The organism is Pseudarthrobacter sp. IC2-21 (genome assembly GCF_034048115.1).
GTDB lineage: Bacteria > Actinomycetota > Actinomycetes > Actinomycetales > Micrococcaceae > Arthrobacter > Arthrobacter naphthalenicus.
Genome location: NZ_CP139145.1, coordinates 340,800 through 362,400, shown reverse-complemented (window position 1 = coordinate 362,400; position 21,601 = coordinate 340,800). Strand labels below are relative to the sequence as shown.

At 65.6% G+C, this 21,601-nt stretch carries 22 protein-coding genes and 1 tRNA gene; 13 read left to right on the top strand and 10 right to left on the bottom strand.

What is annotated here, in order from left to right; translation table 11 throughout:
- Positions 1 to 99 precede the first annotated feature (99 nt).
- A complete protein-coding gene (locus SBP01_RS01675) occupies positions 100 to 1,164 on the bottom strand; it encodes an FAD-dependent oxidoreductase (protein WP_320537271.1) in 1,065 nt (354 codons plus the stop codon).
- An 81-nt stretch (positions 1,165 to 1,245) separates the two neighbouring features.
- Positions 1,246 to 1,821: an HhH-GPD-type base excision DNA repair protein gene (locus tag SBP01_RS01670; protein ID WP_320537270.1), complete on the bottom strand. Its 576-nt coding sequence runs from the start codon at positions 1,819 to 1,821 to the stop codon at positions 1,246 to 1,248.
- A 452-nt stretch (positions 1,822 to 2,273) separates the two neighbouring features.
- Here SBP01_RS01670 and SBP01_RS01665 point away from each other — a divergent pair, with 452 nt between their 5' ends.
- Complete coding sequence (locus SBP01_RS01665) at positions 2,274 to 3,152, top strand: GAF and ANTAR domain-containing protein (RefSeq protein WP_320537269.1); 879 nt, start codon at positions 2,274 to 2,276, stop codon at positions 3,150 to 3,152.
- 29 nt (positions 3,153 to 3,181) lie between these two features.
- Positions 3,182 to 3,412 (top strand): hypothetical protein, encoded by a 231-nt coding sequence (locus tag SBP01_RS01660; protein ID WP_275213904.1) that lies wholly within the window; start codon positions 3,182 to 3,184, stop codon positions 3,410 to 3,412.
- Positions 3,413 to 3,483: 71 nt separating this feature from the next.
- Here the strand turns inward: SBP01_RS01660 and SBP01_RS01655 are convergent.
- Positions 3,484 to 3,556: transfer RNA gene (locus SBP01_RS01655), tRNA-Lys, on the bottom strand.
- 201 nt (positions 3,557 to 3,757) lie between these two features.
- Between SBP01_RS01655 and SBP01_RS01650 the strand changes: the two genes are divergently transcribed.
- The 3 genes from SBP01_RS01650 (at position 3,758) to SBP01_RS01640 (ending at position 6,320) form a co-directional block, all read left to right on the top strand.
- Entirely contained in the window at positions 3,758 to 4,417 is a 660-nt protein-coding gene (locus tag SBP01_RS01650; protein ID WP_275213903.1) for a hypothetical protein, read from the top strand.
- A 267-nt stretch (positions 4,418 to 4,684) separates the two neighbouring features.
- Positions 4,685 to 5,302 carry a DUF47 domain-containing protein gene (locus SBP01_RS01645; RefSeq protein WP_275213902.1) on the top strand — a complete coding sequence of 206 codons (618 nt, stop codon included), beginning with the start codon at positions 4,685 to 4,687 and terminating at the stop codon, positions 5,300 to 5,302.
- A 1-nt stretch (position 5,303) separates the two neighbouring features.
- Positions 5,304 to 6,320 carry an inorganic phosphate transporter gene (locus tag SBP01_RS01640; protein ID WP_320537268.1) on the top strand — a complete coding sequence of 339 codons (1,017 nt, stop codon included), beginning with the start codon at positions 5,304 to 5,306 and terminating at the stop codon, positions 6,318 to 6,320.
- A 155-nt stretch (positions 6,321 to 6,475) separates the two neighbouring features.
- On the opposite strand, the gene pstB is transcribed toward SBP01_RS01640, so the two are convergent.
- From pstB to pstS, 4 genes are all read right to left on the bottom strand, one after another.
- Positions 6,476 to 7,255 carry a phosphate ABC transporter ATP-binding protein PstB gene (pstB, locus tag SBP01_RS01635; RefSeq protein ID WP_275213900.1) on the bottom strand — a complete coding sequence of 260 codons (780 nt, stop codon included), beginning with the start codon at positions 7,253 to 7,255 and terminating at the stop codon, positions 6,476 to 6,478.
- Between the two features lie 80 nt (positions 7,256 to 7,335).
- A complete protein-coding gene (gene pstA / locus SBP01_RS01630; RefSeq protein ID WP_275213899.1) occupies positions 7,336 to 8,448 on the bottom strand; it encodes a phosphate ABC transporter permease PstA in 1,113 nt (370 codons plus the stop codon).
- Positions 8,449 to 9,381 carry a phosphate ABC transporter permease subunit PstC gene (gene pstC / locus SBP01_RS01625; protein ID WP_275213898.1) on the bottom strand — a complete coding sequence of 311 codons (933 nt, stop codon included), beginning with the start codon at positions 9,379 to 9,381 and terminating at the stop codon, positions 8,449 to 8,451. It lies immediately after the preceding gene.
- Positions 9,382 to 9,484: 103 nt separating this feature from the next.
- A complete protein-coding gene (pstS, locus tag SBP01_RS01620) occupies positions 9,485 to 10,606 on the bottom strand; it encodes a phosphate ABC transporter substrate-binding protein PstS (protein ID WP_275213897.1) in 1,122 nt (373 codons plus the stop codon).
- A 235-nt stretch (positions 10,607 to 10,841) separates the two neighbouring features.
- Between pstS and SBP01_RS01615 the strand changes: the two genes are divergently transcribed.
- Both SBP01_RS01615 and radA read left to right on the top strand, forming a co-directional pair.
- Positions 10,842 to 11,969: an FUSC family protein gene (locus tag SBP01_RS01615; RefSeq protein WP_275213896.1), complete on the top strand. Its 1,128-nt coding sequence runs from the start codon at positions 10,842 to 10,844 to the stop codon at positions 11,967 to 11,969.
- A 57-nt stretch (positions 11,970 to 12,026) separates the two neighbouring features.
- Positions 12,027 to 13,400: a DNA repair protein RadA gene (gene radA / locus SBP01_RS01610; RefSeq protein WP_320537267.1), complete on the top strand. Its 1,374-nt coding sequence runs from the start codon at positions 12,027 to 12,029 to the stop codon at positions 13,398 to 13,400.
- 16 nt (positions 13,401 to 13,416) lie between these two features.
- Here the strand turns inward: radA and SBP01_RS01605 are convergent, their stop codons facing one another.
- Positions 13,417 to 14,652, bottom strand: coding sequence for a beta-ketoacyl-[acyl-carrier-protein] synthase family protein (locus SBP01_RS01605; protein ID WP_320537266.1), 1,236 nt, complete (start codon positions 14,650 to 14,652; stop codon positions 13,417 to 13,419).
- 6 nt (positions 14,653 to 14,658) lie between these two features.
- Positions 14,659 to 16,272 carry a peptide chain release factor 3 gene (locus tag SBP01_RS01600; RefSeq protein WP_275213892.1) on the bottom strand — a complete coding sequence of 538 codons (1,614 nt, stop codon included), beginning with the start codon at positions 16,270 to 16,272 and terminating at the stop codon, positions 14,659 to 14,661.
- Positions 16,273 to 16,702: 430 nt separating this feature from the next.
- Here SBP01_RS01600 and disA point away from each other — a divergent pair, with 430 nt between their 5' ends.
- Positions 16,703 to 17,779, top strand: coding sequence for a DNA integrity scanning diadenylate cyclase DisA (gene disA, locus SBP01_RS01595; protein ID WP_190990159.1), 1,077 nt, complete (start codon positions 16,703 to 16,705; stop codon positions 17,777 to 17,779).
- Positions 17,780 to 17,804: 25 nt separating this feature from the next.
- On the opposite strand, the gene SBP01_RS01590 is transcribed toward disA, so the two are convergent.
- Entirely contained in the window at positions 17,805 to 18,527 is a 723-nt protein-coding gene (locus SBP01_RS01590) for a hypothetical protein (RefSeq protein WP_320537265.1), read from the bottom strand.
- A gap of 323 nt (positions 18,528 to 18,850) precedes the next feature.
- Between SBP01_RS01590 and SBP01_RS01585 the strand changes: the two genes are divergently transcribed.
- The 5 genes from SBP01_RS01585 (at position 18,851) to SBP01_RS19720 (ending at position 21,580) form a co-directional block, all read left to right on the top strand.
- Positions 18,851 to 19,669 carry an A/G-specific adenine glycosylase gene (locus SBP01_RS01585; RefSeq protein WP_414004314.1) on the top strand — a complete coding sequence of 273 codons (819 nt, stop codon included), beginning with the start codon at positions 18,851 to 18,853 and terminating at the stop codon, positions 19,667 to 19,669.
- Between the two features lie 63 nt (positions 19,670 to 19,732).
- On the top strand, positions 19,733 to 20,164 hold the full coding sequence (locus SBP01_RS01580; protein WP_275213890.1) for a DUF3592 domain-containing protein: 432 nt from the start codon (positions 19,733 to 19,735) through the stop codon (positions 20,162 to 20,164).
- 3 nt (positions 20,165 to 20,167) lie between these two features.
- Positions 20,168 to 20,599: a DUF3592 domain-containing protein gene (locus SBP01_RS01575; protein ID WP_275213889.1), complete on the top strand. Its 432-nt coding sequence runs from the start codon at positions 20,168 to 20,170 to the stop codon at positions 20,597 to 20,599.
- 36 nt (positions 20,600 to 20,635) lie between these two features.
- Entirely contained in the window at positions 20,636 to 21,130 is a 495-nt protein-coding gene (locus tag SBP01_RS01570) for a hypothetical protein (RefSeq protein WP_320537264.1), read from the top strand.
- A gap of 138 nt (positions 21,131 to 21,268) precedes the next feature.
- Complete coding sequence (locus tag SBP01_RS19720; protein WP_414004253.1) at positions 21,269 to 21,580, top strand: DUF3040 domain-containing protein; 312 nt, start codon at positions 21,269 to 21,271, stop codon at positions 21,578 to 21,580.
- The last annotated feature ends 21 nt before the right edge of the window (positions 21,581 to 21,601 follow it).

Below are 21,601 nucleotides of genomic sequence, written 5' to 3'. Positions count from 1 at the left end.
GGACGCGGCTTACCCCGGGCAGCGTCCTTGCCGAGCCCGGAACCCGAACGGCTTCCCGGCGTCGGGAACCCTGCGTTGGTGGCCCGTCCGCGCCAAAAATCACGGGCGGCTTGGCGGCTTGGGTGTGATGATCCGGGCGATGGAACCGGCGGCGGCCATCACCGCGTTGCGCGATGCTGCGCCCGTATCCAGCATGGCGAATTGACCCATAAACCGCGAGGACAGCACCAGCCGTTGTGTCCGTTTCCTGCGGGCTTTGTTGTACGCGGCGAGGCCCGCCTCGACAGACGGTGCCAGCGCCACGCATTGTCCCAGCGTTGCCCCGTCAACTATGGCTTCGCAGGCACCCCGGCCGAGGAAAGGCGCCATGGCGTGGGCAGCATCCCCGACCAGTACTGTCCGGCCCCTGAAGAGAGAGGCCAGCTTTGGGGTCTCGAAAAGTCCGTGATGCAAAATCGTGTCCTCGTCGATCTTGTCCAGTAAATGGCGCACACCCTGGTGCCAGGAACCGAAGTACCTCTGAAGGTGCGGAAGGTGGGGTCCTGCAAATGTCTGGCCGGAGCGGAGGCTGGCATACCAGTTGGTGCTTTGGGGGCCTGCCGGCGTGATGCCAAACAGTGCGCCCGGGGCCCACGTCTCACCGTATTCCGGGACCGATGCCTGAACTGTTCCGCGCCAGGCAACGGCCCCGAGCGGACGGGCAGCGAACCGGGCACCAAAAATTTCCTGCCGGGTGCGGCTGAAGGTACCGTCCGCGCCGACGACGAGGTCGGCGTCACTGATCTGTCCGGATTCAAGCACGTGGGTATTGAAGGTGATGTCCACGTCCTGGGCGAGGGCGGCGAGCAAGGCCGGCCGGGAGACCAGATGCAGTTCAGCTCCGCCGGGGACTGTGAGGAGCGTGCGTCCGGACGGCGTCCACAGCCGGGTGGAGGTATTTGCAGCAGCAATGTGCGCCCAGCCATCGGTCCGGCGTGGTGCTTCCATGACCCCGAGGCGCCCCAGTGCCTCCAGCGCCGCTGGCCACATTCCCAGCATGGTGCCCGCGGCGGGCAGTGCGGGGCTCTGTTCGAGGACCACCACCGACCAGCCATGGCGTTTGAGCGCCCGCGCTGCGCTGAGGCCACCGATGCCCGCGCCGATAATGACGGCTGCCTGCTTCACCCCCTCAGACTACAGAACAGGCGGCACCGCTCGGCTCGGCCAGCATGTACGGACCAAGCCCGGCCAAAACACGCCCGCCAGTCAGCCCTTGGCAGCTTTTGCCGCTGCCTTCGCTGCCTGCTTGCTGGCCCGCACTTTTACAAGGGAGTCCGGGTCCACGATGTCTGCGACCGAAAAGAACGAATCCTGCTCGCCGTAATGCCCGGCCGCCTCGCGCCAGCCCGGCGCCTTCAGGCCGCATTGCTTGCCAAGGAGGGCGAGAAAGATCTTTGCCTTCTGCTCCCCGAAACCGGGCAAGGCCTGCAGGCGGCGCAACACTTCCTTGCCGTCGGGATCGCCCTTGGTCCAAATCTGCGTGGCGTCACCGCTCCAGTCGTGCTGGACAGCCTCAGCGAGGGCCTGGACCCGGGCCGCCATGGAACCGGGGAACCGGTGTACCGCCGGCCGTTCCTTGAAAACCTCGACGAAAGCTTGCGGCTCGTAGGCGGCAACGGCCGCCGGCTCGATCGAGCCGATGCGTGAGCGGATCTTTTCAGGGCCCGCGAAGGCGGATTCCATTGTCACCTGCTGGTCCAGCAGCATCCCGGTCAGCAGGGCGAACGCGTCGTCCGTGAGCAATTGGTCAGAAGCAGGGTCACCGGTGATGTGCAGTTCCATGGGCTTTATCTTTCCACCTCCTGCTGTCTGCGTCATGGACGGGCCGTTCTGCGGTAATTGGGCGCCGCTGGTGTTGCAGGGCCAAGTACTACCTAATCTCAAATTCGAGTACCGATTACCCGTTTGCCTACGCCCATGCGCCAACTACCTTCGATCTAGAGCCAAAGACTCGCTACCGCACGGGGTTGGATGTCTCACTAGGGGGTGTGAGAAGGAATGAATACAGGACTTTGCAGCCACGTTTTCCCGGACCTTCAGGGCCGGGAAGTAAGCGGGGCCGGCGACGAGGAGGTCTTCGAGACCAAGGCCTCTCCCCCAGCCGTCGCCGGCCCTCTGACCGCCGGGTTCCGGCCGTCCTTACCCGGGTTCACCACACTCCACATGCACGGATGGCCCGCTGACCCCTTCCAGGGGAGCGGTGCACCCGCACGACGGCAACGCAGGAGCCGGCCGTGAAGTATTCAACAACATCCCAGGTTTCCGCCTCCCACGCCCCGGCGGGCAGGCGCCCCGCACAGCCCCACCAGATCCAGCAGCACACGGCCGGACATGCTGCCCCGGTTCCCACCCAGTCGCCGCCACCAACCGGACAAACCAACGCCGCCCCGGCGCACGCGGGCACCGAGGGATTCATCCCGGATTTGGCCACCGGGGCCAAGACGCTGTCCGACTCGCTCGAAATCCTGGCCAGGACGGCGTCCGCCACCCTGAGCGGGCTCATGGATTCGCCGGTGGAAAGCGCCGCGCTCCTCAACAGGGCCAAGAGCGCCACAACCACCGCCGGCACCAGCGAGCTGACTGCCAGGTTGGCCAGGCTGGAGCAGGAAGTGCGTGAAGGGCCGCTGACGGAAGCCATCACGGGTAACGGCACCGTGGCCATGAACCACGTCGCGTCCGATTTCCGGTGGTCGCGCTACCGGCCGCAGCTTCAGGACGCCGGCTTCAACAGTGTTCTTGGGGTGCGGCTCCGGCTGGACGAGGGTGCCACAGCGGCCCTCGCCTTTTTTTCCCCCACCGCCCAGGCGTTCCCGCTCCAGATCATCACCGAGGCCCATGCCTTCGCGGACCTCGCTGCACGTGGGCTCAGGCTTGTCCTGGAACTGCACTCCACCAGTATCAGGGCATCGGACCTGCAATCAGCGCTTGAAAGCCGGACCTCCATCGACATCGCCTGCGGAGTGATCATGGCCCAGAACCGGTGCTCCTACGACGACGCGATTGCAATCATCGCCAAGGCGTCAAGCCACCGGAACGTCAAGCTGCGTAAGGTGGCAGAGGGGATTCTGGAGAAGCTGCCCGGCGGAGCGCCGCGCACCCACTTCGAACACTAGGTCAGCGCTCGGTGCATTGGGGGACAACGTTGCTTCGGATTTGTGCGCTTGCGGCCGCGGCAGTACTCGCCGTCCTGGCCACCTTCCAGTTGACACTCATTGCGGGCGCCCCCTTTGGCCAACTGGCCTGGGGCGGCCAACACAAGGTCCTACCGCCCAAACTACGGCTGGGCAGCGCAGCCTCCATCGCCCTCTATGGATTCTTCGCCTACATCGCGCTGGCCCTCGCACTGCTCTACCTCGGGCTGTCGATCGGCTGAACCACTTAGCCCTACGACGGGTTAAAAATGAAGCAGGCCAGGGGCTTGATGCCTCTGGCCTGCTACGTGGGTGGGCCCTGTGGGGATCGAACCCACGACCCACGGATTAAAAGTCCGATGCTCTACCAACTGAGCTAAAGGCCCCAGCCGACCGTCAAGTAACCGATCAGCCCAGTCCATTTCTGGACGATAAATACTCTACCCCACCCACGGAGCCGGTTTGACCCGAAAGGTGCGTGCCGCCGTCGTGCGTTCCTTTTTTGGCCGGATCAGGCAGTCCCGGCCGTGGGCAGCCGCGTCGACGGGCTCTCGATTTCCGCGGCGGCACAGGAGTAGCGTTGGGGCATGAGCGAGCAAGCAGGACCCAGTCAGTACGGCGGCGCCAACCGGCATCACAAGCCCAAGCCGTTCGCGCCCATCGACTTCGAGCCGTTCGCCGGAGGGCCGGACCCCGCCCGCGTCTCCGAGGCCGCCCACCTTGCCGCCCAGGCACTGGTGCGCCACGGACGCGACAGCGACGACCCCGTCATCACCGAGCGGCTGGTGAAGCTGACGGACGAACAGGGCCTGGAGGCCATCGCGGAGATGTGGGCCGAAAGCCCGGCGCGCTCTTTGCCGGGCGCGTTGTGGCGGCTTTACGCGCTGCGGGCAGCCACCGTGCAGGACCCGGAGCGTATCTCCGTTTACTTCCGCGCGGGCAAGGACACGGCACAGGTCTCGCACGTGGTGGCGGGGGCTGCCGAACCGCCCGGTGCCGACGAAATGCGGACCATGGCGGACGCGATTCTTTCCGGCGCGTTCGACGGCGAGTTCGACGTCGCGCTGGAGCGTTCCGCCGCATTCTGCCGCGTGGTTGCGCTCGGCCAGGCCACCCTCGCCGACGGCGCGGAGCACGGGAACGAGGCCCATGCCAGCAAGCTCACGCGCAACTCGCACCAGCTCGTCAAGACCGCCGAGGATCTCGAGCACGCAGCGAATGCGTGGCGGCTGGGCGAACTCGACTGAACCAGCGGCCCCGATCTGTCAATGTTGACTTGGGCCGGGCAACGTAGAACACTGAAACTGGTGCCGAGCCGCGAAACCCCCGGGCTTCAACATTTAGCCGCCTAGAGCGGCCTACCGCCGAGAGGCGTATCCGGTTCGGCACCATTTTCTTGCGCGTTTACAGGCCGCAGGCAGCAGCCCGGTAGACTCGAGACCAGTTGCAGGCCTGCGTCAAGTCACAGTGGGCGGCCCCAGTCCCAGTACAACGCCCGGAGACCGAAACTCAACGTGAAGCTGCGCCTTTTCCCCCAGGAGCCCGCCGGGCTGGTCCTGCTGTCCCAAATGGCCCAGCAGATAGTGCACGCCAGCGCCACCATGGCAGAGATCCTGGGAGTGCCGGCCTCCGAGCACGCCAACCTCGTGGACGACATGCACAACCACGAGGCGAAATCGGCCGAGCTGCACTTCGCCCTCCTGACCCACATGCGCACAAGTTTCGTGAACCCGCTCCCCCGTGAGGACATGTACGCGCTGTCCCGCTACCTGAACGAGGCCCTCGAAAAGTTGGACGGCGCCGCCGAACTCGTGTCCCTCTACAAGCTGGACCGGTTGCCCAAACGTGCCGCGGACCAGCTGGAGGTCATCAGCAGGCAGGCCGAGCTCACCGTGGACGCCATGCGCCGGCTGAACAACCTTGATGACCTCGAAGACTACTGGATCGAGATCCTCAGGCTGGCCAAACGGGCAGAGCGGACCCACCGGGTCTGGGTGGCGGACATGATCAAGGACATGAAGTGGGCGCAGTACTCCCGCAACCGGGATGTCGCCAACCAGCTCGTTGAAGTCACCAAGGACATGCGCCGGATCGCCACCCAGGTAGGCAGCATCATCGTCAAGGAATCCTGACGTGACAGCAGTGATCTTCGGCGCCGTGGTCCTGCTGACCGCAGCGTTCGCCTTCCTCAATGGCTTCAGGGACGTCTCCACATCGGTAGCGCTTGCCGTCCGGACCCGCGCCCTCACCCCCACGGTTGCGGTCCTCCTGGCCGCCCTTTTCAACCTGATAGGTGCTCTGCTCAGCGCCAGCGTTGTGGTGGCCATCAGCCACACCTGGATTCATCTGCCGGCAGGGACCAGTGGCCTGAGCATCCTCCTGGCGGGCGTAGGGAGCGCCTGCGCGTGGGGTCTGCTGATGTGGTGGCGGGGTATCCCGGCGTCTTCCACGCATGCCCTGGTCGGCGGGCTGGGCGGGGCAGGTCTCGCAAGCCTCGCCGTGGGGGGAATGGGCGTAGGTGGCGTTGACCGGTCCCTGCTGTTCCAGGTGGTCCTTCCGCTGCTGCTCTCCCCCGTCGTCGCCTACGTGGGCGCGTACCTGGCCGTATTCCCCGCAACCTGGGCCGCCCGCTACGCCCAGCCCAACGTCATCAACCAGCGCTTCCGCCGCAGCCAGGCCATCGCCGCCGGAGCCGTCGCGTTCGGCCACGGGCTGCAGGACGGCCAGCGGGTGGGCGCGGTCCTCCTGCTGGCCCTTGCGGCCGCCGGTTATGCCGACGGCGACACCATTCCGCTGTGGGTGGCGCTGCTGTCCGCGATCATGATGGCAGCCGGAACCCTCTTTGGCGGCTGGCGGATCTCGTACACCCTGGGTTACAGGATCACCCGGATCGACCCACTGCGGGGTTCGGTGTCCCAGACCTTCAGCGCCATCATGCTGCTTGTCGGAGCCATCGCGTTGCAGTGGCCCCTTTCCACGACCCACACGGTGACGGCATCCGCCCTGGGTGCAGGGGAAAACCAGCACTTCGCGGTGACCAACCGGAAACTGGTCCTGGAGATCCTCGGCCTGTGGGTGCTGACGCCGGTGGCGGCCGCCGCCGTGGCGTTTGTCTTCGCCCTGGCCCTGTCACCGCTGAACGGCGTTTGAAGCCGGCCCCGGGTTAAACCACAATCGACTGCCCCAACAGGGCCCTTCTGAGCGGTCAGGAGGGCTGGATGGAGCAGTCGATGGAGCGCCGGTGGGTGGGCCCACAGCCGTAGGGGTCCCCTAGCGAGCTTGCGAGCTTGGGGAACGGCTGAGGATTATCCGAAGCGGCCGGAAACGTAGTCTTCGGTCGCCTTGACCGTGGGATTGCTGAAGATGTTCTGGGTGTTCCCGTATTCGATCAGCTTGCCCGGCTTCCCGGTGCCGGCGATGTTGAAGAACGCCGTCTTGTCCGAGACGCGGGCGGCCTGCTGCATGTTGTGGGTCACGATAACCACGGTGTACTGGTCCTTGAGCTCATTGATGAGGTCCTCAATGGCCAGTGTGGAGATGGGGTCCAGTGCCGAACACGGCTCGTCCATCAGGATCACCTGTGGCTGGACGGCGATGGCGCGGGCAATGCAGAGACGCTGCTGCTGGCCGCCGGACAGGCCGGAACCTGGCTTTTCCAGCCGGTCCTTGACCTCGTTCCACAGGTTGGCACCCCGCAAGGAGCTTTCAACCAGCGCGTCGGCCTCACCCTTGGAGATCTTCTTGTTGTTCAGCTTCACGCCCGCCAGCACGTTGTCCCGGATGGACATGGTGGGGAACGGGTTGGGCCGCTGGAACACCATGCCGATCTGTGACCGCACGGTGACGGGGTCAACACCGGGGCCGTAGAGGTTGTCCCCGTCCAGCAGGACTTCACCTTCAACGCGGGCGCCGGGAAGCACCTCATGCATACGGTTCAGGGTGCGCAGGAACGTGGACTTGCCACAGCCTGAAGGGCCGATGAAGGCCGTCACGGATTTCGCCTCGATGGCGATGCTGACATCCTCCACGGCGAGGAAATCGCCGTAGTACACGTTCAGGTCTTTGACGTCGATGCGCTTAGACATGGTGTTCCTTCACTTACTGGGGGTACGGATTGAAGTCTAGGGTTTGGTCGCGTGGACCGGAACGGCCTGCCGAAACTTTTTCAGCGGCCCGTCTTGGGAGCAAAGATCCTGGCGATCAGGCGGGCACCCAGGTTCAGGATCATCACCAGGATGATCAGCACCAGGGCGGCGCCCCAGGCCCGCTGCGAGGACGGGCCGGGGTTCGCAGGTGACGTGGGGTTCAGGATCTGCGTGTAAATAAACGTGGGCAGCGAAGCCATCCAGCCGCCGAAAACGTTGTTGTTGATGCTGGTGGCGAACCCGGCGGTGACCAGGATGGGAGCCGTCTCACCAATGACCCGGGCGATCGCGAGGGTGACGCCGGACGCGATGCCGGAGATCGCCGTCGGAATAACCACCTTTACGATGGTGCGCCACTTCCGCACACCCAGCGCGTACGCCGCTTCGCGCAGTTCGTTGGGAACGATCTTCAGCATTTCCTCGCTGGAGCGCACCACCACGGGGATCATCAGCACGGAAAGCGCGACGGCGGCGACCGCACCTGTCTTGGTTCCCGGCCCCACCACCGCGAAGAAGAAGGCAGCAGCGAACAGGCCGGCAACGATGGACGGGATGCCGGTCATAACGTCCACAAAGAACGTGATGGCGCGGGCCAGGCGGCCGTCGTTGCCGTACTCCACCAGATAGACAGCGGTCAGCAGACCCACTGGTACGGAGATGAGGGTTGCGACGAGGGTGATCTGAACGGTGCCCACCAACGCGTGGTAGATGCCGCCGATGACAGGCGCGCCGTCTTCCACGGCTTTGTTGTCATAGACGCCGGTAACGCCGTTCATTGAACTGGTAAGGAAGCCGGGGGAGATCAGGCCGGGGATGCCGTTGACCAGGACCGTCCAGATGACGGAGATCAGCGGGAGCATGGCAATCAGGAAGGATCCCACCACCAGGCAGGTGGCCAGCTTGTCCTTGGCCTTGCGGGACCCTTCGACAATGGCACTCCAGCTCACCAGGCCGACAGCGAAGAGTATGGCCGAGACGACGCCCCAGCCGAAGGCATTGAAACCGATCAGTGCCAGGATTGCGGCGCCGATGATGAGCGCGGCCGCGAGGACCGCGTACGGGGCGAAGGAAGGCAGCTGGCCCTTGGTGAGGGCTGAGCGTTTGCTGCGCACCGGGGTGAGGGTGGAGGTCATTTAGTTGGCTCCCGAGAATTCTTTGTGCCGGCTGATGATCCAGCGGGCGATCATGTTCACGGCGAGGGTGATGAGGAACAGGACCAGGCCCGCCGCGATCAGGGTGCTTACCTTCAGGCCGCTCGCTTCAGGGAAGTTCAGCGCGATTTCGGCAGCAATGGTCTGGTTTCCGGACGTGATGAGGCTGGCAGTGAGTGCGCCCGAGGAGAGGACCAGAGCCACGGCCATGGTCTCGCCGAGTGCCCGGCCGAGGCCAAGCATGACGGCGCTGATGATGCCCGGACGGGCGAAAGGCAGGACCGCCATCTTGATCATCTCCCACCGCGTGGCGCCCAGTGCAAGGGCGGCTTCCTCGTGCAGCTTGGGGGTCTGCAGGAAGATTTCACGGGTCAGGGACGTGATGATGGGCAGCACCATCACGGAGAGCACAATGCCCGCGGTGAGGATGGTCTTGCCGGTGGCCGAGGCGGGGCCTTCGAAGATGGGCAGCCAGCCCATGTTCTCGGCAAGCCAGTTGTAGGCCGGGGAGATTTCCTTGGCGAGGAAGGCTGCGCCCCACGCACCGTAGATCACGGAAGGAATGGCCGCCAGGAGGTCAACGACGTAACCCAGGCCGGTGGCGAGTCCGCGGGGCGCGAAGTGGGAGATAAAGAGGGCCACGCCGATCGCAACGGGCGTTGCGATGACCAGCGCGATGACCGCCGCGATGAGCGTGCCAATCACAATCGGCCAGATGTAGGCGAAGAAGCCCGCTCCGCCTTGAATTTCAGCGGCCGGGGCGGTCAATGCCGGGATGGCCTGCACAACAAGGAACAAGGCCACACCGAACAGGACGGCGAGGATGAGGCAGCCGGCTGCGAGGGCGGCGCCGGAAAAGATCTTATCCCCGGCGCGGCCTGCGCCCTGGGAACTGCTCAGGGGGGTGGCGGTCATTCCAGACCCTTCGGTTTGTGGGTGGTGCCAACATCTAGCTTACAAAGCCAAGTTCCCCGCCCGCCTTTCGGCGTGGCGGGGAACGTGGTTGCAGGGACAGGTACTAGGACTTGACCTTGACGGATTCGATGGCCTTGGTGGCCTTCTGGGCGAGAGCCGCGGAGAGCGGTGCGGACTTCGCGGAGTCGGCAGCGGCCTTCTGGCCGGCGTCCGAAACTACGTAGCTTTCGAAGGCCTTGACCAGGTCAACGGTTTCCTGCTTGTCGTAGGTGGAGCAGACAATGTGGTAGGAAACCAGGACAACCGGGTAGGCGCCCTTTGCCGTGGTGGTGCGGTCAAGCTTGATGGCGACATCGTTGGCGGAGCGGCCTTCGACCGGCTTGCCCGCTTCGACAGCCTTGGCGGCGGCGTCGGCGGAGATCTTGACGAATTCTTCGCCAACCTTGATCGAAGCAGTGCCGAGCTTGCCGCCAACGGCGGAGTCATCAGCGTAGGTCACGGCGCCCGGGGTGTCGGTGACCGTCTTGACAACACCGGAGGTGCCCTTGGCGTTCTCGCCCTGCAGGGATGCGGGCCATACGCCCGAAGCCTTGTCGGTCCAGACGTCGGCAGCAGCGGCGGCCAGGTACTCGGTGAAGTTGGTGGTGGTACCGGAATCGTCAGAGCGGTTGACCGGGGTGACCTTGGTGTCCGGGAGGGTGACGCCCGGGTTCAGCGCGGCGATGGCCGGATCGTTCCAGGTGGCAACCTGGCCGCGGAAGATCTTGGCCACGGTTTTGGCGTCAAGCTTCAGATCGGTGACGCCCGGGAGGTTGAAGGCGACGGCGATCGGGGAGATGTAGACCGGGATGTTGATGGCGCCTTCGGGGCCGCACTTGGCCTTGGAGCTGGCCAGCTCTTCATCCTTGAGGTAAGCGTCGGAGCCGGCGAACTGGGCCGAACCGTCAATGATGGCCTTGCGGCCTGCACCGGAGCCGTCCGGGGAGTACTGCACGGTGGCGCCGGAGTTGGCGGCGGCGAAGCCGGCCTTCCAGGCGTCCATGGCTGCACCGGTCGAAGAAGCGCCGATGCCGGTCAGCGTGCCGGTGACCTTGGGTCCGCTGGCGGACTGGCTGCCAGCAGGAGTGTTGCCGGTGGCGTTGTCTGAACCGCAGGCGGTGAGCGCGAGAGCGCCGGCAGCGATTACAGCAATAGCCGCGTGGCGGCCGAAACGGAGTGCCTTCACTAGATGTGTACCCCTTCCAGGGATATTCAATAGCGGACAGGGCCGGAGACGCCCTGCAGCGCGATGCGTACGTTTTGTACCTTCATCGAATTTAGGGGCGTCAGGTAAAGGGATTGGCTGCCGAAAGTGAACAGAACATTAACGGCAGTAACATTTTCCCTTACAACTGCAGCGTCAGCATTGCGCAGGTCACACTTGCGGCCGTAGAGGGCGGCCGGCAAATAGACTGAAAGGCATGGCCGCAGCAGGAGGACTCTTAGCAAGCAGGCGATTCCTGCGCGGTCGCATCCGCACGGGCCTGATCCGGAGCCGGAATTCACTGCTCCCCGCAGTCCAGATGACGGCGTGCGCGGTGGGTGCCTACGCCTTCGCCGAGTACGTGCTGGGGCATTCCGGCCCCCTTTTCGCCGCCACCTCGTCACTGATCGCCTTGGGCTTCTCGAGGGATCCCCGCCTGCGCCGCGTCATGGAGGTGGGCCTGGGCTGCACCATCGGCATTGCGGTGGGGGATCTGCTCCTGCACTGGCTGGGCAGCGGAATCTGGCAGGCCGCCGTCGTCCTTCTTTTCTCCATCCTGTTGGCCCGCTTCCTGGACAGCGGCACCATCTTCACCACCCAGCTGGGGCTGCAGTCCTTGCTGGTGGTGCTGCTGCCGGCGCCCGCGGGTGGCCCTTTCACCCGGAGCCTGGACGCCGTGGTGGGCGGCCTGTGCGCCCTGCTGGTGACCGTGCTGATCCCGAAGGATCCCCGCCGCGAGCCCCGCGAGGATGTCCGGAAGATCCTGCACGAGCTCGCCGAGGTGCTCCGCGAGTGCGCCTCCGCACTGCGGGAAAGCGATTCCACCCAGGCCTGGCACGCGCTGATCCGGGGCCGCAACTGCCAGCCCTTGGTGGATCGTATGCGGCAGTCGCTGCGCGCCTCGAACGAGGTGGCCACCCTCGCGCCGGCCTACCGACGGCACCGGGACGAGTTGGACCGGCTGGACAGCTCCCTGGACTTCATTGACCTGGCGCTCCGTAACAGCCGGGTGTTCGCGCGGCGGTTGACCAGTGCCATCAACCATGCGGCGCTGTCCGACGAGGCCACGGAGAACATTTCCGACGTCCTTGAGGAAACCGCGGCTGCCATCGATGAGCTTTCGCTTGGCCTTGCCGAAACGCACGACGGCGTCCGGCGCGCCCACCTGCGCACCGCCCGCCACGAACTCAGTGAGGTAGCCCTGCGGCTGCATCCCAAGCTGCTTGAGGTCCAGCGGCTGGAGGGTGAGACCGTGGTGATGCTGTTCCGGCCCCTGATGGTGGACCTCCTGGAAGCCACCGGAATGGACGCACGCGAGGCCCGGGACATACTGCCGGGCCTGTAGCGCGGCCCGACGGGCGGGTGGGGAGGATTGTCGGTGCCCGCCGATAGGGTGGAACCCATGGCAACAAAGACTTCCCGCGCTTCCAAAGCGCCTGCATACAAGTGCGCAGAATGCGGCTGGACCACGGTCAAGTGGGTGGGGCGCTGCGGTGAGTGCCAGGCGTGGGGCAGCGTTGAGGAAACCGGAGCGGCCGTGGCGCGTACGACGGCGGCCACAACAGTTCTGGAACCGGCGCGGCGGATTGCCGAGGTGGACGCCACCACCGCGGCGTTCCTGCCCACCGGCGTGGATGAACTGGACCGTGTCCTGGGCGGCGGCCTGGTCCCCGGCGCCGTGATTCTGCTGGCCGGCGAGCCCGGCGTGGGCAAGTCCACGCTGCTCCTGGACGTCGCCGCGAAATTCGCCCGGACTGCCCAGGACGTGCTCTACGTGACCGGGGAGGAGTCCGCCGCCCAGGTGAAGCTGCGCGCGGAGCGGATCGACGCCGTCGCGGATTCCCTGTACCTATCAGCGGAAACGGACCTCGGCCAGGCACTGGGGCAGGTCGAAAAGATTGAGCCGCGGCTGCTGATTGTGGACTCGGTCCAGACCCTGAGCAGCGCGGACGTGGACGGCAGCGCAGGCGGGGTGTCGCAGGTGCGTGAGGTGGCGGCCTCCATCATCGCGGCGGCCAAGAGGCGCAACATGACCACCCTGCTGGTAGGCCATGTGACCAAGGACGGATCCATCGCCGGGCCGCGGCTGCTCGAGCACCTGGTGGATGTGGTGTGCCAGTTCGAGGGCGAACGCCATTCCCGGCTGCGCATGCTGCGCGCGGTAAAGAACCGCTACGGGCCCACGGACGATGTTGGCTGTTTTGACCTTAACGAGAAGGGCATCGAGGGCCTCACGGACCCCAGCGGACTGTTCGTCAGCCGGACCAAGGAGCCCGTTTCCGGCACCTGCATCACGGTGACCATGGAGGGGCGGCGGCCGCTGCTGGCCGAAGTGCAGTCGCTGCTGGCCGAGAGCCCCAACTCCCAGCCCCGCCGCGCCACCAGCGGTTTGGACAGCTCGCGGGTTTCCATGCTCCTCGCCGTCCTGCAGCAGCGCGCCGGCTTGCTGTTGCACAAGGACGATTCCTATGTGGCCACGGTGGGCGGGGTGAAACTCAGCGAACCTGCCACGGACCTTGCCGTTGCGCTGGCGGTGGCGTCAGCCAAGGCGCGGAAGCCACTGCCCATCCGGCTGATCGCTTTTGGTGAAGTTGGCCTGGCCGGCGAGGTCCGCCCGGTGCCCGGCATCAACCAGCGCATCCAGGAAGCCCACCGTCTGGGTTTCACCCACGCCGTGGTTCCGGCCAGCCACAACGGTCCCGGGCCTGTTCCCGCGGGATTTTCGGTCCGCGAGGTGGAGCACCTTACCGAGGCGCTGAGCCTGCTCATCGGCTAGCTGCCCGGGACGGGGGTCAGGCCCCCGTAATCACCAGCGCAACACTGTGGCCGCCGAAGCCGAAGGCGTTGACCAGGCCGGCGGGTGCGGTGCCCGGCGCCAGGGCGTGGGCGTTCTCCGTGACGACGTTCAGGTTCACTTCAGGATCCAGCGCTTCGATGTTGACCGTTCCCGGCAGCTGCCCGGTCTGCAATGCCTCGACCACCACCACGGCGGCCAGCGCGCCCGCGCCGCCCAGTAGGTGGCCGGTGTGGCCCTTGGTCGACGTCACCGGGACGTCCGCGCCGAAGATCGCGCTGATGGCCTGCGCCTCCAGCCGGTCCCCTACCGGAGTGGACGTGGCGTGGGCATGGACGAAGCCGATCTCGGCGGCCGTCATGCCTGCTGATGCCAGGGCCTTCTGCATGACCCGCTGCTGCATGGCCGGATCGGCTGCGACGATGTCGTTGGCGTCGGAGGTGACTGCCCCGCCGGCCACGGCGCCAAGGACGGCAGCACCGCGCGCACGGGCGTGCGCTTCACTTTCCAGCACCACAATCCCGGCGCCTTCAGCAAGCACAAAGCCGTCGCGGGCGCCGTCGAACGGGCGCGATGCCCGCTGCGGATCCTCGTTGCGCGTGGAAAGCGCGCGGATCTGCGAAAAACCGGTGATCACCAAATCGTTCACCGAGGCGTCCACACCGCCGGCAATGACGACGTCGGCCGCTCCGGACCTGATCATTTCGGCGGCCTGGACAATGGCTTCGGCACCGGACGCGCAGGCGCTGACCGGGGTGCGGGCACCGCCGCGGGCACCAAGGTCGATGGAAACCCACGCGGCCGGGCCGTTGACCATCAGCCGGGTGAGCGTGTGCGGGGACACCCGGCGGGGACCGCCGCTGGCCAGGGCCCGGTCCTGCTCCAGGGTGGAGCCGAGGCCGCCGTAGGCAGAGCCGATCACCACGGCAAACCGCTCGGGATCGACCTCCGGGGCGCCGGCCTGCTTCCACGCCTCCCGGGCAGCAACCAGTGCCAGTTGTCCGCACCGGTCCATCCGCTTCAGCTCGCGTGTGCTGAGATGCTCGGACAGGTCGGCGGTGACCTGCCCGGCCATCCGTACGGGCAGTTGCTCCGCCCATTCCTCATCCAACGCCGCGATTCCGGACTTCCCCGACAACAGGCCGGACCATGTCTCGGCCACGGCTGAGCCGAGCGGGTTGATGGTGCCAATTCCGGTGATCAGCGCACGGGGCTGGTTCTGAACTGCGTTCATGTGTCGCTACTTCGCGGGGTTGTGGGTGCCAATCGGCACCAGGGTCAGATCGGGGTGGTTCTTCTCGATCCGGCGCAGGGCCCAGACGTCGTTGAACAACGCGAGGTATTCGCCGTCGGACCTCAACAGCACCTCGGCGCCGGGTACGTTCGCCAGCGTGGGCATGGCGTCCGCCGTCGAAATCCTGGCAATGGAATAGGGCAGGCGTTCCAGCCGCATGGGTGCGCTGAAGTCGTGCGCCATGCGGTCCTCCACCACTTCAAACTGCATGGGGCCGACGGCGGCAAGCACCGGCGCCTGGTCGCCGCGGACGTCGGAGCGGAGCACCTGGATGACGCCTTCGTGCTCGAGCTGCTCGATGCCGCGGCGGAACTGCTTGAACTTGCTGGGGTCCTTGGACCGGGCAACCTGGAAGTGTTCCGGGGCGAAGAGCGGGATGGCGGGGTACTCCACTGCCTCTTCGAGGAAGAGGCTGTCGCCCACACGCAGGGAGGAGGCGTTGACCAGGCCCACGACGTCGCCGGGGTATGCCTCGTCGATCACCTCGCGTTCGCGGCCGAAGACCTGCTGGGCGTACTTGGTGGCGAAGGACTTTCCGGTCCGGGTCTGGGTGACCACCATGCCGCGTTCAAACACGCCGGAACAGACGCGGATGAAGGCCACATGGTCCCGGTGTGCTTTGTTCATGCCGGCCTGGACTTTGAAGACGAAGCCGGAGAACGGCGACTCCACGGCGCGGGGACTGCCGTCAACATCCGGGCGGGGTGCTGCCGGCGGCGCGAAATCAACCAGCGCGTCCAGGATTTCCTTCACGCCGAAGTTCAGGGCGGCGGAGCTGAACAGGATGGGCGTGGCAGTGCCCGCATGGAAGGCCTCAACGTCGAACTCGAGGTTGGATTCGATCACCAGGCCCGCTTCGTCCACGGCGTCGGACCAGTTGTTGCCTTGGCTTTCTGCAGCTTCCTCCGGAGTGAAGTACTCGGTCAGGGCGATGTTGGCGCCGGCGTTGTTGCGCTGGAACCGGGCAAAGCGGTCATTGCGCAGGTCCCAGACGCCGCGGAAATCGCCGGAGATGCCCACGGCCCAGGTCAGCGGCATGGGCTGCAGGCCGGTGCGCTCGGTGATCTCGTCCATCAGGGCCAGCGCATCCAGGCCGGGACGGTCCCACTTGTTGATGACCGTGATGATGGGTAAGTTGCGCGCCTTGCAGACCTCGAACAGCTTCATGGTCTGCGTTTCCAGGCCTTTGGCCGCGTCAACCAGCATCACTGCGCAGTCGACGGCGGCCAGGACGCGGTACGTGTCTTCGGAGAAGTCCGCGTGCCCGGGGGTGTCCAGCAGGTTGATGACCGTGTCCCGGTAAGAGAACTGGAGCGCGGCCGAACTGATGGAAATACCGCGGTCCTTCTCCATCTGCATCCAGTCCGAGACCGTTTCCTTGCGGTTGGCCTTTCCGCTGGAAGCACCGGCGGTGCCGATCACTTTCGCGTGCAGCGCCAGGGCTTCGGTGAGGGTGGACTTTCCGGCATCGGGGTGCGAAATAACAGCAAAGGTCCGACGCCGGGCCGCCTGTTTGTGAATCTCGTTGACCCGGGCGGGGCTAAGGACATCTTGGGACACGGTGCTACTTTCGCTGCGATGGGGACGACTCCGGCCGGGACAACCCTGGCGCGTGAAGGAATAGGACTGGCTGAACGCCAAGTTCCAAGTTTATCGCAGTGCCGGGCCGGCACCGAAGAGTAGGCGGCCCTGCTACGTGCCGCCTACTCCGACGCGCCTTAGTCTCCGGCATCTTCGGCGTCACCCAAGTACACAGGCACCCAGGCCTCAAGGTGGGCAAAAGGCTTTCCGGACAGCCGCCGTCGGACGCGTTCCCGATGCACTTTTCCGCAACCCCCTATGGGGCACTTTAGGGCTTATCCGTGCGGTTGTTGCCGATTCTTACCTCTATCATTGAGCTTGCAGGAAACTGAGTACTTTTCATCCTGCCGGCGGAGGCGAAATCCGCCGCTCCTGCGGGCGCCAGTCCGCACCTTTGAAGGGAACACCTATGGCGCGGAGCCCCGAAGAATCGCTCAAGGCGACTCTGGGCAGAGTGGCTCCGGGAACGCCGTTGCGGGACGGACTCGAACGGATCCTCCGGGGACGCACCGGCGCACTGATTGTTCTGGGGATCGACCGCACCATCGAATCCATCTGCTCCGGCGGCTTCGACATCGGAATCGACTTCTCCCCCACCAGGCTGCGGGAGCTCGCCAAGATGGACGGCGCCATCATCTGCGACAAGGACGCCGGAAACATTCTCCGGGCCGCGGTCCAGCTCGTCCCGGATTCCAGCATCGAGACCCAGGAATCCGGCACCCGGCACCGCACGGCCGAACGTGTGGCCATCCAGACCGGCGTGCCCGTGATTTCAGTCAGCCAATCCATGCAGATCATCGCCCTGTACGTCAACGGGCTCCGGCACGTCCTGGAGGGATCCGAAAAAGTACTGGCCCGCGCCAACCAGGCCCTCGCCACCCTGGAGCGGTACCGGTCCCGGCTCGACCAGGTCACCAGTTCACTTTCGGCCCTCGAGATCGAGGCCATGGTGACCGTCCGGGACGTCGCCGTGACCCTGCAGCGGCAGGAAATGGTCCGCCGTATCTCCGAGGAAATCTCGCAATATGTCCTCGAACTGGGCGAGGACGGCCGGTTGCTGTCACTTCAGCTGGATGAACTGACGGTGGGCCGCGGCCCGGGCAGCGACGTCATCATCCGCGACTACGCCGGCCCCGATGCGTCCGCGGCAGACATTGAGAAAGCCGTAAGCGCCCTGGTGAACCTGGGCCCCACCGAGCTGATCGACCTCGGCAAGATCTCCGGAATCGTCGGTTTTGCAGGCGGCGAAGCCAACCTCGACGCCGTGGTGCAGCCCAGGGGTTACCGGCTGCTGTCCGGTCTTAAGGCAGTCCCCAAAGCAGTGGCCGACCGCCTGGTGGACCATTTCGGCGGACTGCAATTCCTGATGGCCGCCACCATCGATGACCTGATGACTGTTGACGGCATTGGCGATCAACGTGCCCGCACCGTCCGTGAGGGCCTGAGCCGCATGGCCGAAGCCAGCCTTCTGGACCGCTTCCTCTAATCCCCCATCGATTGCTCCAAGGGCGTCAGTTGAGCTGGAAGACAGCCTTCGGGCTCGCTTTCGACCCCAGCTTGGCCGTGAAAATGTAGTAGGCTCCGCCGCCGCCGGGCTTCGTGGTGATGACCTGGCATCCTTCGAGCGTGCGGTTCCGGGCCCATTGGAAGTTTGCCGTCTCGCTGGCGCCCGGTGCCAGCGTCTTTATCAGGTCTTCACTCTTGGCCTGGCAGTCCTTGGACGAGAAAATCCGGTCCGCGCCGCTGGTGACCACGAATTCCATCTGGGACGTGCCGATGTTCACTTCACAGGGCATGGTGCCGCCGTTGGTCACCTTCAGGCTGAGCAGCGGCTTCTCATCAGGGCCGTAGGCCGGTTTATCCGTAGACGCCGAAACGGTCACCAGGTTCTGGCTGCAGGTGGGGGTCGGGGTGGGCGTCGGGGTGGGTGTGGCGCTGGGCATTACCGACGCCGGATCGCTGGGCGCAGGCGCTGATTCGCCAGTGGCCGGTCCCGGTCCGGCGGCGTCCGTGGTGCCGTTGCCGGTGGAGGACGCCTGTTCAGTGCCGTTGAAAGCACCGGCAAGGGCGAAGCTGCCGAACGCCAGGCACACCGCGATAAGCAGCGCTATTCCCACAAACAGACGGCGGCGGCGGTAAACGGCGGGGCTCGGCCTGCGGGGCGCCCCGGAGCCGGCCCGGGAACCGGATGCGGATGCCGTAGTGCGCTGTGATGAATTGCCTTGCCTGCCCATCCTCCTAGGCTAGAGAACACGCCGGATTATGCCTGGCCACCACGCCGCAGCCCGGCCAACGCCCAGGTCACAGTTTGCCGTCAGGTGGCACTTGGCATGCGCGCCGAACCATCCACTACAGTGTGGGGATCGACGCTACAACCCTTTCCCCAGCCCCACCCGCGGGCCGTGCGCCTGCGCCCTCCCCCGGCCCGGCCCACGGCACCGGGCGGGAACTCCAGCGCCTGCACCACCGGATCACGGGCTGGTTCGCGGCGACGGCGAGGGAGCTTCCCTGGCGCGAACCGGACTGTTCGGCCTGGGGTGTCCTGGTCAGCGAGGTCATGCTGCAGCAGACCCCGGTGGTGCGGGTACTCCCGGTCTGGCAGGAGTGGCTGGAGCGCTGGCCCACCCCGGCAGGGCTGGCAGGTGAACCCGCCGGCGAGGCAGTGCGATCGTGGGGCCGGCTTGGCTACCCGCGCCGGGCACTCCGCCTCCATGCCGCCGCTGCAGCCATCGTCCGCGATCACGGCGGCACTGTCCCCGGAACGTTTGCTGAGCTGCTGGCACTGCCGGGCGTGGGCAGTTACACAGCCGCCGCCGTCGCCGCCTTTGCCTACGGACGTCGGGAAACGGTGGTGGACACCAATATCCGGCGGGTTCACGCGCGCCTCTTTTCCGGCGTCGCGCTCCCCTCCCCTTCCCTTAGCGCAACGGAGATGCGCCTCGCGGCGGAACTGCTGCCGGACGACGCCGGAACCTCCGTGCGCTGGAATGCCGCGGTTATGGAGCTGGGCGCGCTGGTGTGCACGGCGCGGGCGCCGAAGTGCACGGACTGCCCTGTCCGGGACTCCTGCGCGTGGCTGGCAGCCGGCGAGCCGCCGCCGTCGTACGTCCCCAAAGGTCAGGCGTGGCACGGCACCGACCGCCAGGTCCGCGGCGCCGTGCTGGCCGTTCTCCGGCTGGCAGACAGCCCGGTGCCGCCGGAAATGTTCCAGCGGGAACCTGCGGACCTGGGCTTTGCGGCGGAGGGAATCGGGGTCCCGCTCGCGGCCCTGCACCGGCTGAATTCCGCCCCTGAGCAGCTCGAACGCGCACTGGCCGGGCTTCTCGGCGACGGTCTGGCCGAGCTCCACGAGGGCGGCTACCAACTGCCGGCGTGAGTCGTTTAGGGGAGGTGCGCCCCCGGTGGCATACTTTCTGATGACTCGAACCGGGGGAAATTTATGAGAATCGTGCTGTACCTTATAGCCGCGTTGTTCGTGACAGGCGTGATTTTCGCGCTGCTCCACACGTTGCGGAAGACCAAGCGTCACGAGAAACTCATCGCGGGCTGGCCCAAGGTCCAGGCGACCGTGACGGGAAACGTCGGGGGCTGGAGCAATGGCGGCGGCGGATCAACCAGGAGCCGCCGCTTCTACCCCACGTACCAATTCACAGGCCCCAACGGGATTCTGTACGCCGGAGAATCAGAGGTTTCGTACCGCAACCAGCAGGTCCCGGGAACGCTGGTGCAGGTGGCCTACAACCCCGCGAATCCCAACCAGTCCTTCCAGATGTCGTCCGATTCCAAGACAATGCTCGGGTGTCTGGTGCCGTTCTTCGCGCTGTTTTCGTTGCTGCTGTTCTGGGTAGCCGGCAACTTCCCTCTGGGCTGACGCGTGGACCCGCTCAAGCTGATCTTTGTCCTGCTGCCCGCACTCTTCCTCGTTTTGGGCTTGACCCTGGTTGGCCTGTCCCTGGCGAAATCCCTCCGCCGGAGCCGCGCCATGACGGGCTGGCCGCAGACCGCCGCCGTGGTGACCGGGAACCTGCACGGCAAGGACGGGACAGGAAGTAACGGCAGGGACCGGTTCGCTGCCTCGTACGAATTCGAGGACGCCGGCGGCAAACGTTGGCTTGGCCAGTCCGATATCTACAGCCAGGACCAGGCCATCATCGGGCAACCCATCGGCGTCCGGTACAACCCGGACAATCCGGCTGAATCAACCCTCCCCGTGTTCTTCGTGTCCAGAGGACGGTTGGCCACAGGTCTCGTTCTGATGCTCTTTGGCGCGGGAGGCATAACAATGTTCGGCACACTTCTCCGGTAGTCAGTCCGCGGGCGGGGCACCGTCCTAGGCTGGAGTATGCGCAAGTCCGGGCTGCTTTTGGCACTGCTGACGACCACCGTCCTCACGTCCGGTTGCTTCCCCTACCCGCCGGGTACCCAATGCCCCGCAATTGCGCAGGCGTCCGTGGTCTCGGTGACGGTCCCAGCCTCCTATGTGCCGCACGTGCGGACGCTGCGGCTGCGGGCATGCCAGGACGGGGTATGCAAGGAAGACGCCGTGGAACTCCGCCCGGGCTCTGTGTCAGTGGATCAAGGCTGCAGCCCTGACGGGGTTTGCTCCGCCACGGCATCGCCCGACGGAACGCTGATCGGCATGCTGTTCCTGGGCTCACTCACCGAAACTCCCATGGCCGTGACAGCCACCGGAACAGGTGCGGACGGGCTGGCACTGCCGGTCCGCACGGTCGAGTTCCGGCCCCGCGGCGCTTTCCCTTATGGCGAACAGTGCGGACGGTTTGTCACCGCTTCGGTGGTGCTCGATGCCGAGGCTTTGCGGGAGAAACCGGCGTAAGCCGGCCCATTCATGGGGGCTCGCAGGGGCCTTCCGAGGCTGGTATTCCGGGCTTCAACGGGTCCTTTGGCCATCGCTAACGCGGGCTCTTGACTTCCTCTGACAAGACTCTTAGCGTCAGCTTTACTAACAAAGTGAATGTTAGATTTTGAGTTCACAGGACGCCAGACGGGGGTTCCGATGCCACTATCAGATCGGGAGCGCAAACAGCTGGAAGAGTTGGAGGCGGATCTGGCGGCCAATGATCCGCAGCTCGCGCAAAGACTCTCGTCCGGGTCCGTGAGGCTTCGTGGAAAGGCCTATGTCGGTTTGGTCCTGTGCCTGCTTGGGCTGATTTTGCTCATTACGGGGGTGAGCACGCAACTCATCGTCGTCGGAGTAGGCGGCTTCCTCGCGATGGGAACAGGCGCCTATCTAGCATTGGGCTCCCGCCCAACAGGGCTCCGCTGAGCTCCCGGCGCCCACGCCTTA